Raw genomic sequence first — 14,244 nt, forward strand, 5'->3', positions numbered from 1 at the left:
GCTTGAACGGCTAGGATGGGCGACAGGATGCCGCAGTGGAGGTGGTGATGCGCGTGATGTTGCTGGGGGCGACCGGGCTGGTCGGCGGGCTGGCCCTGCCGATGCTGCTGGACGACCCGCGCTGCAGCGCCGTGATCGCGCCGACCCGCCGCCCGTTGGCTGTGGCCCACGCCAAGCTGGAGAATCCGGTGCTGGCCTTCGATGCGTTGCCCGCCGCAGCCGAGTGGGCGCGTGTGGACGCAGTCATCTGCGCGCTCGGCAGCACCATTGCCCAGGCCGGCAGCCGCGAGGCCTTCCATCGCATCGATCATGACTACCCGCTGGCGTTCGCCCGGCTGGCGCAGGCGCAGGGTGCGCAGACCTATGTGCTGAATTCCGCAGCCGGTGCCAACCCGCAATCGTCGATCTTCTACAGCCGGGTGAAGGGAGAATTGGAGCGTGATCTGCGCGCGCTGGGCTTCAACTCGTTGACCCTGGTCCGCCCCGGGCTGATCGGGGGCGAGCGCACCGAGGTGCGACGTGGCGAGCGCTTGGCTCTGACGGTGTTGGGGGCATTGGGGCCGCTGCTGCCACGGGCGTGGCGGATCAATCCGGCCAGCGAGATCGCCAAAGCACTGGTCGAGGCCGCGCTGGCCCCGCAACCAGGCGAGCACGTGGTGACTTCCAGCGCGCTGGTCGGCTGATGTCGCGTGCGCTGCGCCTGGCCCAGCTGCTGCAGCTGCTGCGCCGCCATCGACGGCCGGTGGCCGGGCAGGTGCTGGCCGAAGCGCTCGGCATCAGCCTGCGCACGCTGTATCGCGATATCGAGACCCTGCGCGAGCAAGGCGCCGACCTGCGTGGTGAGGCTGGCGTCGGCTACCAGCTGGCGCCGAGCGATACCCTGCCGCCGATGACCCTGCCACCCGCCGAGATCGATGCACTGGTGCTGGGCCTACGTTGGGTTGCGGCACGCACCGAGCCTGCGCTGGCCGAGGCCGCGCGTGATGCTTTGGCGCGCATCGCGCATGTATTGCCTGCCGCGCGACGCGAAGCGCTGCGTGACAGTGGCCTGCGCGTGGGTCCCTCGCGTGCGGCAGCCAAGGTACCCGCTGCGCGACTGCAGGCTGTGCGTGAAGCGGTGAGCGCGCAACAACGACTGCAGTTCGGCTACCAGGATGCGCAGGGCCAACGTACCGAGCGCATTGTCTGGCCGTTCGCACTGGGCTACTTCGATGAGGTGCCGATGCTGGCGGCGTGGTGTGAGAGCCGCGAGGATTTCCGTCATTTCCGGCTGGACCGCATCCGCCAGGTGCGCGTGATGGAGGATCGCTACCTCGTGCCGCGCGCCACCCTGCTGCGGCGCTGGCAGAAGGCGCAGGGCATCGCACCAGACTGGCTCGACCGTTCGTAGCGCCGAGCGTGCTCGACGGCTTCTGCGCTTTGTTCTTCGCTTCTGGTAGAGGTCGAGCTTGCTCGACCGCCTTTGATCTTCGCGAACAGCCGTCGAGCAAGCTCGACATCTACCAGAGCAACGGCAACAGCAGTCGAGTACGCTCGACGCTACTGACAGAATCTGTCAGCAGGCCGGTACCACCATGAAGCCTCCCAACAACGGAGCTTCCCCATGTTCACGCCCAGCACCCTGCTGCAGTACGTGCGCGACGTCGCCACCAGCGCCACCTTCTACAGCGGCATCCTCGGCAAGCCGCCGGTCGAGCAGTCGCCCGGCTTTGCCCTGTTCCTGCTCGGCGATGGCGCAGCACTCGGCCTGTGGCAGCGCGATAACGTGCAGCCACCGGTGTCCGCGCAGGCCGGCGCCGCCGAACTGGCGATGGTTGTTGCCAATCCCGACGCCGTGCAGCAGATGCACGATGCATGGCGCGCGCTCGGTGTGCAGATCCTGCAGGCGCCGGTGACATTGGAATTCGGCCACACCTTCGTCGGTGCCGACCCTGATGGTCACCGCCTGCGTGTCTACAGTCGCGCCGAGGGTCTGGTCGCGCGCGATTGATCGCCCGAATTCTGTAGAGCCGAGCCCATGCTCGGCCGCTTTTCAGTAGATCCACGCCATGCGTGGATGAAAGCATGAAGCAAGCCGAGCATGGGCTCGGCTCTACAGTGGAGCGGGCACAAAAAAAAGCCGGGCAGTGCCCGGCGTTTCTCCAATTCATGTGCCAACCCAAGGTTGGCATCCACCGATAAGGTGGTTGATCAGCTGGCCAGCGCCAGGTCGTCCATCATCGCGCGCAGGAAGCGGGCCGCTTCACCACCGGTGGCCGCGCGGTGGTCGAAGGTGACCGACAGCGGGATCACCTTGTGCGCTTCCACGCCGCCCATCACCGGGGTCATCTGGTGGCGGGCACGGCCGGCACCGACGATGGCCACGCACGGCGGCACCACGACCGGGGTCGCGTAGCGGCCGGCGAACATGCCGAAGTTGGACAGCGAGATGGTGTAGCCGCTCAGTTCCGAGGCGGCGATCGAACGCGATTCCACCTGCTCGCGCAGGCGGTTGACGCCTTCGCGGATGCCGCGTGCATCGAGCATGTCGGCATTGCGCAGGGCCGGCACGAACAGGCCGTCGTCGGTGTCCACGGCGATGCCGATGTCCACCTGCGCGTGCAGGGTGCGGGTCAGCGCTTCACCGTCAAACCAGGCGTTCATCGCCGGCACCTTCTGCGCGGCGACCACGATCGAACGCACCAGGCGCGCGGTGACGTCGTTGCCCGGCAGCCAGGCGTGGATGTCGGCATCGTCGTTCAGCGTGGTCGGCACGACCTTGCTGTGCGCATCGGCCATCACGCGCGCCATGTTGCGGCGCACGCCCTTCAGCGGTTCCGGCTGGCCCTTGGCGACCACGCCCGGCGGCTGGGTGCGCATCGGCTTGCCGGCAGCAGACAGCGGGGTGCGCGCTTCGCTCTGCACCGGGGCAGACACCTGCGCCGGGGCCGGCGCGGCATACGCAGCCGCGGCAACCGGTGCCGGAGCAGCGCCGAGCTTGGCGGTGCCGTTGGCGGCGGCCTGCTTGACGTCGGCCATGGTCACCGCGCCATCGGTGCCGGTAGCGGCCACGCGGCTCAGGTCCACGCCCAGCTTGCGCGCCATCGCACGCACGGCCGGCACGGCCTTGACGCCACCGACGGCCAGCGCCTGTTCGGCGTGCACGGCATTGGAGCTCTGCATCGCGCCGACCACGGTACCGGCGTCATCACGCTCGGCGGCGGCGGGCTTGGCTTCTTCTGCGGCCACCGGTGCGGCAGCAGCGGGAAGCGGCGGCGGCGTCGGTGCAGCGGCAGGCGCTGCGTGACCATGGCTGTGGCCGGTGTCCTGGCCATCGGCGCGCTGCGGCAGATTCGGGTCCAGCTCGAAGCTGGCCAGCACCGAGCCGGTCGGGATGATGTCGCCTGCGGCGCCGGACAGCTTCAGCACCTTGCCGGAGAACGGCGAGGGCACTTCGACGACGGCCTTGGCGGTCTCCATCGAGACCAGCGGCTCGTCCAGCTTGATCACATCGCCTTCCTTGACGAACCACTCGACGATGGTCGCGTCCGGCAGGCCTTCGCCCAGGTCGGGCAGGTTGAAGTTCTTGGTCTGGCTCATTTGCAGTTCTCTTCCAGCAGTTCCAGTTCGCGGGCCGGCAGCCAACCCGTCGCGCCATTGGCGCGCTCGGACCACCACCACCCGCCGTGTTCGTGATGAAGCTTCACCATCTCGCCGCTTTCCACATCCAGCTCGCGGGCGTCGTAGTCGCACAGGGCTTCGGCGCGACCCTCGTCCAGCAGCTGCAACCAGGCGATGGGCGCCCATCCAGCGCGCCCATCGTTGGTGCGTACCCAGGCAAACGCCGGCCATTCCTCGTCACGGACACCTACTTCGACGATCTGGCCGGTGTGGAACCGGAGCGGGTTGGGATACTGGCTGCGGTAAGCCCCCAGAAGGCGGGCCCGCATGTCAGCCGGCCGCCACCGCGCGCTTGGCCGCAGCCACGATCCGCTCAACGCTCGGCAGGTACTTCATTTCCAGGCGGAACAGCGGAATGTGGGTGTCGTAGCCAGTGACGCGCTCGACCGGGGCCAGCAGGTCGTAGATCGACTCCTCGGCCAGGCGCGCAGCGATTTCGGCGCCGAAGCCCGCAGTCTTCGGGGCCTCCTGCACGATCACGCAGCGGCCGGTCTTGGCCACCGATTCGGCGATGGTGGCGAAGTCCAGCGGACGCAGCGTGGCCACGTCGATGACTTCGGCACTGATGCCTTCGCCGGCCAGCTTGTCGGCCGCTTCCAGCGCTTCCTTCACCTGCGCGCCCCAGGTCACCAGGGTCACGTCGGTGCCGTCGCGCAGCACGAAGCAGACGTCCAGCGGCAAGGCCTCGCCGTCGTTGACGACCACTTCCTTGTACTGGCGGTAGATGCGCTTGGGCTCCATGTAGATCACCGGATCCGGCTCGCGGATCGCGGCCAGCAGCAGGCCGTAGGCGCGCTGCGGCGACGACGGCAACACCACGCGCAGGCCCGGCACGTTGGTGAAGATCGCCTCATTGGCTTCGCTGTGGTGTTCCGGCGCGCGGATGCCACCACCCCACGGCACGCGCAGCACCATTGGGCAGTGCAGGCGGCCACGCGTGCGGTAACGCAGGCGGGCGGCGTGGCAGACGATATGGTCGACCATCGGGTACATGAAACCGTCGAACTGGGCCTCGGCCACCGGCTTCATGCCCTGTGCCGCCAGACCGATGGTCAGGCCGGCGATGGTGGTTTCGTCCAGCGGGGTGTCGAGGATGCGTTCGGAGCCGAAGCGCTGCTGCAGGCCGGCGGTGGCGCGGAACACGCCACCGTTGACGCCCACGTCCTCGCCCAGCACCAGCACCGACGGGTCGTGCTCCAGCTCCCAGGCCAGTGCCTGGGTGATGGCTTCGATCAGGGTGATGGGGGTGGTGGTCATGCTCTCTTCTCCGCGCGCGACGGCGGCGCTGTCGGCGGCGTTGGTGTGCGCGCCGGGCGCGCCGTTCTTGATCTCATCCATGGCGCTTCTCCAGGGCGATCGCCTGGGCACGCTGGGCCAGCAGGTCCGGCGGCGGATCGGCATAGAGGAAATCGAACATAGCTTCGACCGGCTGCACCGGCGTATTGAGGTACAGGTTCACTTCCTCGTCCACGCGCGTGCCGCACTCGGCGACCCAAGCAGTTTCTTCTTCCTCGCTCCAGACACCGGCGTTGATCAGGTACTTGCGCAGGCGCAGCATCGGCTCGCGCTGCCAGGCATCCTTCACTTCGGCGTCGTCGCGGTAGCGGCGCGCGTCATCGGCGGTGGTGTGGTCGGACAGGCGGTAGGTCATCAGTTCCAGCACAGTGCCACCGTCGCCGGCCAGCGCACGTTCGCGCGCCTGCTCCATGGCGGCCAGCACTGCGATCAGGTCGTTGCCGTCCACCTGCAGGCAGTGCAGGCCGCCGGCCAGGCCCTTCTGTGCCAGCGTTTCGGCACCGGTCTGGGCCGAACGCGGAACCGAGATGGCCCAGCCGTTGTTGACGATGCACAGGATCAGCGGCAGCTTGTAGGCGCCGGCCGAATTCAGGGCCGCGTAGAAGTCGGTCTTGGAGCTGCCACCGTCGCCACACACGGCCACCGCGATCTGCGGTTCCTTGTTGAGCTTGAACTTCAGCGCGGCGCCTGCGGCGTGCAGGCACTGGGTGGAGATCGGCACGCAGAACGGGAAGTCCTTGGCCGCGTTGCCGCCGTAATCGTTGCCGCGTTCGTCGCCGCCCCAGTACATCAGCACGTCGTGCGGGCGCACGCCACGCATGAACATCGCGCCATACTCGCGGTACGAAGGCGCGAACACGTCGTCCTTCTGCATCGCCGCGCCGATGCCCACGTGCGCGGCTTCATGGCCCAGGCAGGCGGCATAGGTGCCGAGCTTGCCGGTGCGCTGCAGCGCGATGGATTTGCTGTCGAACGTACGTACGAACAGCATCTGCTTGAACAGCGGTACCAGGACCTTGGGGTCGCGCAGCGACGCGGGCAGGTCATCGCGGACGAGCTTGCCGTCCGCGTCCAGGTACTGCAGGTATTCGATCTTGAATTCAGCGGCAACCGTCATTGCGTACTGCACCTTCGACAGAGAAGTTACAAATGATATGAATCGCCATGTTAAGGAACGCGTACGGAATAGCCTTCCTGCGCCGCAACACGGCGATTCCCCGTTTTACCCCTGCCGGCGGGTGGGGGGCCAATAACAACAACGTATTCAGTCGTTGCTGCAAAGCATCAGAATACGCCTCTGGCTGACCGCCAGTACAACGGCCTGGACGGTTCCACGCGCAGGCCCGGCACCGGCCGATGCTCCACGGCCAACCGCACGCCCCGGTATGGACCCGGCGGCTGCCAGCGCGGCGGCAACGCGCTACCCTTGCCGCCCCCGATCTGGTCCCGCCCATGTCCGTCGACAACAACCAACGCGATCTCGAAGCCGGCATCCACACCGACCTGCAGGGACGCCTGACCTATGGCGGCTACCTGCGGCTGGACCAGCTGCTCAGCGCGCAGCAGCCGCTGTCCAACCCGCCGCACCACGACGAGATGCTCTTCATCATCCAGCACCAGACCTCGGAGCTGTGGCTGAAGCTGCTGGGCCACGAACTGCGTGCCGCGATCGGCTTCCTGCAGCGCGATGAAGTCTGGCAATGCCGCAAGGTGCTGGCGCGCAGCAAGCAGGTGCTGCGCCAGCTCACCGAGCAGTGGTCGGTGCTGGAAACGCTGACCCCGTCCGAGTACATGGGCTTCCGTGACGTGCTGGGCCCGTCGTCCGGCTTCCAGTCGCTGCAGTACCGCTACATCGAGTTCCTGCTGGGCAACAAGAACGCGCAGATGCTGCAGGTGTTCGAGCACGATGCGGCCGGGCAGGCGCAGCTGCGCACCGTGCTGGAGGCGCCCAGCCTGTACGAGGAGTTCCTGAAGTACCTGGCCCGCTTCGGCCATGCCGTGCCGGCGGTGTACGAATCCCACGACTGGACCCAGCCACATGTGGCCGACGACGCACTGCAGCCGGTCTTCGAGCGCATCTACCAGGACACCGACCGCTACTGGCGCGAGTATTCGCTGTGCGAGGACCTGGTGGACCTGGAGACCGCCTTCCAGCTGTGGCGATTCCGACACATGCGCACCGTGATGCGGGTGATCGGCTTCAAGCGCGGCACCGGCGGCTCGTCCGGCGTGGGCTTCCTGGCCAAGGCGCTGGAACTGACCTTCTTCCCCGAACTGTTCCAGGTGCGCACCAGCCTGCAGGCCGCGCCCCCGGTAGAACAGGGCTGATCCGCATTCAGCTTGGATCCCGGCCGGTGGCTGGATCGTTTCAGATGCAAGTTCAGGGAGCAGGCTGCCACCTGCCTCAAACGGCGTGTATTTGACGTGAACGCCAGAAGTCGGTGATCCTCGCGCGTTGCTCCAACTGCACACCGGACGTGCTCGTCATCCACCGAACCAGGAAATCCGCATGAGCCTAAACGCCACTGCGAACACCCCAGAGCCGGCGCTGCCGGACTTCAAGACCACGATGGGCCACCCGCGCCCGTTGTGGATGCTGTTCATGACCGAGTTCTGGGAGCGCTTTGCGTTCTATGGCATCCGCTGGGCCTTGGTGCTGTACATCGTTGCCCAGTTCTACAACGGCAGCGCTGCCGGTGAAGGCGACGCCAGCCGTATCTACGGCGCCTATCTGGCCCTGGTGTACGCCGCGGCGATCTTCGGTGGCTACGTGGCCGACCGGGTGCTGGGCTATCAGCGATCGATCCTGACCGGCGCGATCATCATGGCCGCCGGCCTGTTCATGATCTCGCTGCCGCAGGAGCACATCTTCAAGCTCGGCCTGGCCACGATCATCGTCGGCAACGGCCTGTTCAAGCCGAACATCTCGACCATGGTCGGCAAGCTGTACGGCCTGAAGGACGAGCGCCGCGACTCGGGCTTCACCATCTTCTACATGGGCATCAACATCGGCGCGATGATCGCCCCGGTGCTGACCGAGTACCTGGCCCGCAAGGTCTTCGGTACCGACGCGATGCCGTCCTACAAGGTCGTGTTCATCGCTTCGGGCGTGGGCATGCTGATCTCGCTGGTGTGGTTCTACATCGGTCGCGCCGGCCTGAAGGGCATCGGTGCACCGCCGGCCGGCGCTGAAGGTTTCGGCCGCATCATCATGGTGCTGGTCGGTGCCGTGGTCGCCATCCCCGTTGCGTACTTCCTGCTGGCCACCGGCGCCACCGCGCTGGCCTGGATCCTGGGTGCGATGTTCACCGCGCTGGCCATCCTGCTGCTGGTCGAGGGCATCCGCGAGGGCAAGGTGCAGCGCGACCGCGTGATCGCGATGCTGATCATCTTCGCCTTCAACGTGATGTTCTGGATGTTCTTCGAACAGGCCGGCAGCTCGTTCACCTTCCTGGCCGAGAACATCGTCAACCGTCAGATGGGTGACTGGACGTTCCCGACCGCGTGGTTCCAGTCGGTCAACTCGGTGGCGATCATCACCCTGGCCCCGATCATCGCCTGGATCTGGGTGGCCCTGGGCCGCGCCAATCCGTCCATTCCGCGCAAGTTCGGCCTGGGCCTGCTGTTCAACGGCGCCGCCTTCGCCCTGCTGATGTTCGCCCTGTCGCAGATGGTCGTGGACGGCAAGATCCCGTTCTGGACCCTGTTCATGGTCTACGTCATCCAGTCGGTGGGTGAGCTGTGCCTGTCGCCGATCGGCCTGTCGATGGTCACCAAGCTGGCCCCGGTGCGTCTGGTCGGCTTCGGCATGGGTGGCTGGTTCCTGTCCACCGGCATCGGCAACAACCTGTCGGGCATCTTCGCTGGCGTGGTCAGTGGTGAAGGTGGCATGACGGTCGAGTCGGCCCTGAAGGGGTATACCTTCGGGTTCTGGGCCCTGATCGGCTCCGGCGTGGTGCTGTTCCTGGTTGCCCCGCTGATCAACAAGCTGATGCACGGCGTCAAGTAATGATGAGAGGGTAGAAGGCATGCGTAGCAAGCTCGGTACTGCGGTAGTGGTGGTCTGTGCGGCGCTGATCGGCGCCTGTTCCCAACCGCAACCGCCTGCCGCCGCCGAGCCTACGCAGCCCTTGGATACCCGACCCACCGAGCCACCGGTCGCTGACCCCAGCGAACCGGTGGCCTCGGGCAACACCCCGGTGGCGGCGGATATCGCCGCCATCGCCGGGCTCGGCGCGCAGTTCGACCCGGCCCGCGACCCCGCCGACGATCTGGCCACCGCCAAGGTGGAAGCCCAGCGCGGCAAGAAGCGCATCCTGCTCGAGGTCGGCAACGCCGCCTGCGATCGCTGCCGGGCGCTGGACGAAGTGGTGGAAGGCAACGGCGACCTGCGCCGCTTCCGCGACGCCCACTACGTGTGGGTGAAGGTCAACGCCAGCGACGAACAACCCAACACCGCCTTCTTCGCCCAGTTCCCGATGATGGAGCGCGACTACCCGTACCTGCTGGTGCTCGATGCCGACGGCGGACTGCTGGTATCGCAGGCCACCGGAGAGCTGCGCAAGGGCGAAGCCTTCCAGCCCACGCGCGTGACCGCGTTCCTCAAGCAGTGGGCGCCTGACCGGTAGTGCCGGCCGCTGGCCGGCAACTTCGATGGGTGCCGCCTGCTGGTCAGCATGCTCTGGTGGGTGCCGACCGCTGGCCGGCAACCTCGGTGGGTGCCGACCGTTGGTCGGTACTGATGTCGGGTCGCATCCACGCATGGCGTGGATCTACTGTGGTTGCGGTCACATTCCCGGAATCGGCATCTCAATATCGCAACGCGCTCGCCGTTACCGGCAAGGACCTCAGTCGACATCCCGTCGATGCAACCTTCCGGAACGCCCATGCACAGCGACCACGCCGAACGACTGCCCGAACCTGCCAGCGACCTGGCCGAGGCTGGGGCAGGCGAGGGCGTGACCCTGCCGCCGCAGGAGGCGCTGCTGGATGATGCCGGTACCGGCGAGGACACCGTTGAACTGGCGCCGCCGCGCCACCGCCTGCCGCAGATCGCGCTGCCCGACAACGTGGTGTTGAAGGGTGCGGTGCAGAAACTGGTCGAGCAGAAATCGCGGCTCGATGCACTGGCCGCCGACGGCCAGCTGGCCGGGTTGCTGCCGCCGGAATGGCAGGGCCATGGCGTGCGCGCGATCGAACTGTCCACCTTCATCCAGGGCGTGCTGCCGTTCCTGCAGCCAGGCGAGCGCGGTGAGACCGCACCGGCGCGGCTGCCAGTGCGCCACGTGCTCGGTGACGACAGCCGCTGGGGCCTGGACGATGTGGCCGAACCGAAATCGCTGGCCTGGTACCTGGCCAGCGACGAACGCGCCACCGCCGGCAGCAAGGACGTGGCCGAGGCCTATCTGGTGGGTGCACTGGGGCTGGCGTGGATGCAGGAAGGGCGCAGCCGCCCTGGTTTCCTGCGCGCGATGGGCCAGGACAGTCTGGCGGCGCGAGTGACCATGCTCGGCTATCCGCCGGCCAACGAACTGGCGCTGTACAGCGTCACTGCGCACGGCCAGCCGCAGATCTGGTGCGTGCATGGTCGCCGCCGCATGCGCCCGCTGGTGGCTCCGTGGCTGAGCGTGCCGGTGCTGACCGCCTACGGCGTGCCGGCTCCCGTCGCGTGGCCGTCCAGTTTCCCGCCGGTGGAGGCCGTGGCCGAGCTGCTGGCGACCGCACGGCAGGGGCGCGCGGTGCCGGAAGTAGATCTGGGCAAGGCCGTGGCGAAGATCGCCGAAGATGCCGCATCCGAAGCCTGGCAGCCGGTCAGCCTGCTGCAGCTCAACACCTGGTCGCCGCGTTGGCACTTCTTCCTGGGCACCTTCGTCGGCCTGCCGTCGCTGCTGCTCGTAGCTGCCGCACTGGCGTTGCCGGGTGCTGTCGAAGCGGCCACGGTTGCCGCCTCGCTCGGCTTCGCCGGCGGTGCCATCGCCGCGCTGGCCGTGCCGTGGATCCATGCGCGCCGCAAGCATCTGAGCTGAGGCCTGGGCGCCATCCACGCAGGACGTGAATCTACAGGGGGCTGGGTGCCGCGGTCTGCTGTTGTTGCCGGGCCCGCTCCATGGCGGTCTGCAATCTCTGCTTGAGGACCTCACGAGAGGGCAGGGTGGTCAGGTATTCCGCAACATGGATGCCTGAGCGGTCCAGCTCCAGCAATTCGATCTGGCCCGCCTTCTTCCCTGTGCAGAGGATGATGCCCAACGGCGCCTGCTCGCCGTCCTCACGTTCGTAGCGGTCCAGCCATCGCAGATAGAGTTCCATCTGTCCTTTATAGGCGGGCTTGAACTCGCCGATCTTCAGCTCGATGGCGATCAGCCTGCGCAGGCGCCGGTTGTAGAACAGCAGGTCCAGGTGGAAGTCATCACCGTCGATCTGGATGCGCTTCTGGCGAGCGACGAAACTGAAGCCCGTGCCAAGTTCGAGCAGGAAGCCCTGCATCTCGCGAAGGATCGCGCCTTCCAGGTCCTGCTCGTCCCAGCTGTCCTTCAGGCCAAGAAAATCCAACACATACGGATCACGCAGTACCAGTTCCGGAGACAGTGGTTGGTTGCCGCGGAGTGCCGCCAACTCATCGGCGATGGTCTGCTCGGGCTGACTGGAAAGCGCGGTGCGCTCATACAGCATCGAATCGATGCGCTGGCGTAGCGTGCGCACGCTCCAGCCCTCGGTGCCGGCCATCTGTGCATAGAAATCGCGCCTGAGCGGATCCGCAAGCGGGATCAGCGCGATGAAGTGGGTCCAGCTCAATTGTCGTATCAGCGATACGACAATCCGCTCGTCCGCAAATGCGATGGAGAACTGCACCATCCGGCGCAGGCTCTTCTCACCGAAGGACGTGCCGAACTCGGCAGACAGTGCCTTTGCAATCCGGGTGAAGAGAAGCTCTCCGTAGCGGGCCCGTTGCCCAGCCATCTGATCCACATGGATGCGGCGGCCTATTCGCCAGTACAGCAGGGTCAGCTCGGCGTTGATGGTCCTGTGCATCCTGTTGCGCGCCGTGCAGATCAGCTCCCTGAGATCGGCCAGCAATTCCTGGCCATGCGGCAGCGTTGAGGGCGTGTCATCCATGAGGGAGTCCGTCCGATGTGGATCCATGGCCGGGCTGATACCCGTTGAACGCTTACCGTCAGGCCGCTCACACGGACAGTCCAATAGGAGAACTCACTGGATCAGCCCGTTTCGATACACCAGCCTCGCGGAAACGGGCGGAATCGGGCCAATGCGGAAATGTCGGCGGGCGAGGGCGACACCTGAGGACGGGATCTGCGGGAAGTGAATGCGTTCGATGGCCTCGCTTGCGTCCCGCCCACGGCCCGCCAAAGAGCGGGTCGCGTCAGAACAAAGGGGGCGGACGACAATCGCCCAGCCACTGTTCCGCTACCGACCAGGGTCGACATCCGCGACCTGGGGCTCAAAACGACTTAATCCCCTCCGTCCCCTTTTTCTTTCAGACCCCTTCGCCCATCCGCTCCAGGCCTTCGCCGGCCAGGCGCAGGATCAGCTTTTCCAGTACCTGCTCTTCCTCGTCGCTCAGCACCGACATCAGCTTGCGGGTGATCTCGATCACCATCGGCGCGATGGTCTCGTACACCTCGAAACCGGCTGCCGACAGCGCCAGCACCGAGCGGCGGCGGTCGTCGCCGTGGGTCTCGCGCTTGATGAAACCGCGTTCCAGCAGGCGGGCCACGGCGCGGCTGACCGCCACCTTGTCCATCGCCGTGCGGTCGGAGACCTCGCTGGCCGAGGAGCCCGGGTACAGCGCCAGGATGGTGATCACCCGCCACTCGGGGATCGCCAGACCGTAACGATCGCCGTATAGCTTGGCGATGTTGCCGCTGACCCGGTTGGACAGCACGCTCAGCCGGTACGGCAGGAACTGTTCCAGGTCGAGCAGGACGTGCGAGGCACGCAGGCGGGTCGAAACGGGATCGGCGGGGCTCATGTTGCGGTGCACCTTGCTGGTGGTTTCAAGTGTAACTATAAGGGGTAGGTCCAGACCCTGCATTCTCGCCGGGTCCACCCTAGCCCGCACCTGGTTTGTACCGATGCGGTACCGATTCGGAGCCACGCCATGAATACCGCAGTCCCGACCGCCTCGCATCCCAACCCCGGCATGCAGGTCACCACCTTCGAGAACCCGATGGGCATCGACGGCTTCGAGTTCGTCGAATTCGCGGCCCCGGCCGGCCGTGGCCAGGAGCTGCACGAGTACTTCCGGAAGATGGGCTTCAGCGCGGTGCTCAAGCACAAGCAGCGTCCGATTACCGTCTATCGCCAGGGCGACGTCAACTTCCTGGTCAATGAAGACCCGGATTCGTTCGCCTCGGACTTCGCCGAAAAGCACGGCCCGTGCGCCTGCGGCTTCGCCATCCGCTTCAAGAAGCCGGGCCAGGAGGTCTACCAGACCGCGTTGGGCAACGGCGCCGAAGCCATCGCCTTCAAGCCGGACAGCAAGGCGGTCAGCGCGCCGGTCATCAAGGGCATCGGCGACTGCATGCTGTACCTGGTCGATCGCTATGGCAGCGCCGGCAGCATCTTCGATGGCGATTACGAGCCGATCACCGGTGCCGACCTGCACCCGGTGGGCTTCGGCCTGACCTTCATCGACCACCTGACCCACAACCTGTACTTCGGCAACATGCAGCAGTGGTCGGACTACTACGAGCGTCTGTTCAACTTCCGCGAGATCCGCTACTTCGACATCAAGGGCCTGAAGACCGGCCTGGTGTCCAAGGCGATGACCGCACCGGACGGCATCGTGCGCATCCCGCTGAACGAATCGTCCGACCCGAAGAGCCAGATCAACGAGTACCTGGACGCGTACAAGGGCGAGGGCATCCAGCACATCGCCTGCTTCACCGAGAACATCTACGAGACCGTCGAAGCGATGCGCGCGCAGGGCGTGGACTTCCTCGACACGCCGGAGACCTACTTCGACGTGATCGACCAGCGCGTGCCGAACCACGGTGAAGACGTGGCGCGCCTGGCCAAGAACAAGATCCTGATCGACGCCGATCCGGAAACCCACCAGCGCAAGCTGCTGCAGATCTTCACCCAGAACTGCATCGGCCCGATCTTCTTCGAGATCATCCAGCGCAAGGGCAACGAAGGCTTCGGCGAAGGCAACTTCACCGCGCTGTTCGAGAGCATCGAGCGCGACCAGATCCGCCGCGGCGTGCTGTAACGTTCAACGGTAGCGCCGGGCCAGGTCCCGGCGCTTGCTCATCTGTAGAGCCGAGCCAT

14 protein-coding genes are annotated in these 14,244 nt (G+C 66.2%); 8 read left to right on the plus strand and 6 right to left on the minus strand.

Annotated elements, in window-relative coordinates; translation table 11 throughout:
• Positions 1 to 47: 47 nt before the first annotated feature.
• From ACJ7C5_RS07755 to ACJ7C5_RS07765, 3 genes are all read left to right on the plus strand, one after another.
• Positions 48 to 683 carry a Rossmann-fold NAD(P)-binding domain-containing protein gene (locus ACJ7C5_RS07755; RefSeq protein ID WP_412703567.1) on the plus strand — a complete coding sequence of 212 codons (636 nt, stop codon included), beginning with the start codon at positions 48 to 50 and terminating at the stop codon, positions 681 to 683.
• Positions 683 to 1,390 (plus strand): helix-turn-helix transcriptional regulator, encoded by a 708-nt coding sequence (locus ACJ7C5_RS07760; protein ID WP_412703568.1) that lies wholly within the window; start codon positions 683 to 685, stop codon positions 1,388 to 1,390. The genes ACJ7C5_RS07755 and ACJ7C5_RS07760 overlap by 1 nt, the downstream gene beginning before the upstream one ends.
• Before the next feature lie 213 nt (positions 1,391 to 1,603).
• Positions 1,604 to 1,990, plus strand: coding sequence for a VOC family protein (locus ACJ7C5_RS07765; RefSeq protein WP_412703569.1), 387 nt, complete (start codon positions 1,604 to 1,606; stop codon positions 1,988 to 1,990).
• Between the two features lie 200 nt (positions 1,991 to 2,190).
• On the opposite strand, the gene ACJ7C5_RS07770 is transcribed toward ACJ7C5_RS07765, so the two are convergent.
• From ACJ7C5_RS07770 to pdhA, 4 genes are read right to left on the minus strand one after another with little or no spacing between them, the layout of a single operon-like run.
• Complete coding sequence (locus tag ACJ7C5_RS07770; protein ID WP_094001209.1) at positions 2,191 to 3,579, minus strand: dihydrolipoamide acetyltransferase family protein; 1,389 nt, start codon at positions 3,577 to 3,579, stop codon at positions 2,191 to 2,193.
• On the minus strand, positions 3,576 to 3,929 hold the full coding sequence (locus tag ACJ7C5_RS07775; protein ID WP_005411349.1) for an SH3 domain-containing protein: 354 nt from the start codon (positions 3,927 to 3,929) through the stop codon (positions 3,576 to 3,578). Before ACJ7C5_RS07775 ends, ACJ7C5_RS07770 begins: the two co-directional genes overlap by 4 nt.
• Position 3,930: 1 nt before the next feature.
• Positions 3,931 to 4,998, minus strand: a complete 1,068-nt coding sequence (locus ACJ7C5_RS07780; protein ID WP_019338598.1) for an alpha-ketoacid dehydrogenase subunit beta — start codon at positions 4,996 to 4,998, stop codon at positions 3,931 to 3,933.
• Positions 4,991 to 6,073 carry a pyruvate dehydrogenase (acetyl-transferring) E1 component subunit alpha gene (gene pdhA, locus ACJ7C5_RS07785; protein WP_019338597.1) on the minus strand — a complete coding sequence of 361 codons (1,083 nt, stop codon included), beginning with the start codon at positions 6,071 to 6,073 and terminating at the stop codon, positions 4,991 to 4,993. Before pdhA ends, ACJ7C5_RS07780 begins: the two co-directional genes overlap by 8 nt.
• A 335-nt stretch (positions 6,074 to 6,408) precedes the next feature.
• Between pdhA and ACJ7C5_RS07790 the strand changes: the two genes are divergently transcribed.
• The 4 genes from ACJ7C5_RS07790 (at position 6,409) to ACJ7C5_RS07805 (ending at position 10,982) form a co-directional block, all read left to right on the plus strand.
• Positions 6,409 to 7,284, plus strand: a complete 876-nt coding sequence (locus ACJ7C5_RS07790) for a tryptophan 2,3-dioxygenase (protein ID WP_097048558.1) — start codon at positions 6,409 to 6,411, stop codon at positions 7,282 to 7,284.
• A gap of 181 nt (positions 7,285 to 7,465) precedes the next feature.
• A complete protein-coding gene (locus ACJ7C5_RS07795; RefSeq protein ID WP_317223674.1) occupies positions 7,466 to 8,965 on the plus strand; it encodes a peptide MFS transporter in 1,500 nt (499 codons plus the stop codon).
• A 19-nt stretch (positions 8,966 to 8,984) separates the two neighbouring features.
• Complete coding sequence (locus ACJ7C5_RS07800) at positions 8,985 to 9,584, plus strand: thioredoxin family protein (RefSeq protein ID WP_412703570.1); 600 nt, start codon at positions 8,985 to 8,987, stop codon at positions 9,582 to 9,584.
• Positions 9,585 to 9,842: 258 nt separating this feature from the next.
• Positions 9,843 to 10,982, plus strand: coding sequence for a hypothetical protein (locus tag ACJ7C5_RS07805; protein WP_412703571.1), 1,140 nt, complete (start codon positions 9,843 to 9,845; stop codon positions 10,980 to 10,982).
• A 31-nt stretch (positions 10,983 to 11,013) separates the two neighbouring features.
• Here the strand turns inward: ACJ7C5_RS07805 and ACJ7C5_RS07810 are convergent, their stop codons facing one another.
• Both ACJ7C5_RS07810 and ACJ7C5_RS07815 read right to left on the minus strand, forming a co-directional pair.
• Positions 11,014 to 12,069: a PDDEXK nuclease domain-containing protein gene (locus ACJ7C5_RS07810; RefSeq protein ID WP_412703572.1), complete on the minus strand. Its 1,056-nt coding sequence runs from the start codon at positions 12,067 to 12,069 to the stop codon at positions 11,014 to 11,016.
• Positions 12,070 to 12,448: 379 nt separating this feature from the next.
• Complete coding sequence (locus tag ACJ7C5_RS07815) at positions 12,449 to 12,943, minus strand: MarR family winged helix-turn-helix transcriptional regulator (RefSeq protein ID WP_042359011.1); 495 nt, start codon at positions 12,941 to 12,943, stop codon at positions 12,449 to 12,451.
• A 129-nt stretch (positions 12,944 to 13,072) separates the two neighbouring features.
• Here ACJ7C5_RS07815 and hppD point away from each other — a divergent pair, with 129 nt between their 5' ends.
• Complete coding sequence (gene hppD / locus ACJ7C5_RS07820) at positions 13,073 to 14,185, plus strand: 4-hydroxyphenylpyruvate dioxygenase (protein WP_412703573.1); 1,113 nt, start codon at positions 13,073 to 13,075, stop codon at positions 14,183 to 14,185.
• The last annotated feature ends 59 nt before the right edge of the window (positions 14,186 to 14,244 follow it).

This window comes from Nocardiopsis yanglingensis (assembly GCF_045809185.1).
GTDB classification, from domain to species: Bacteria; Pseudomonadota; Gammaproteobacteria; order Xanthomonadales; family Xanthomonadaceae; genus Stenotrophomonas; species Stenotrophomonas yanglingensis.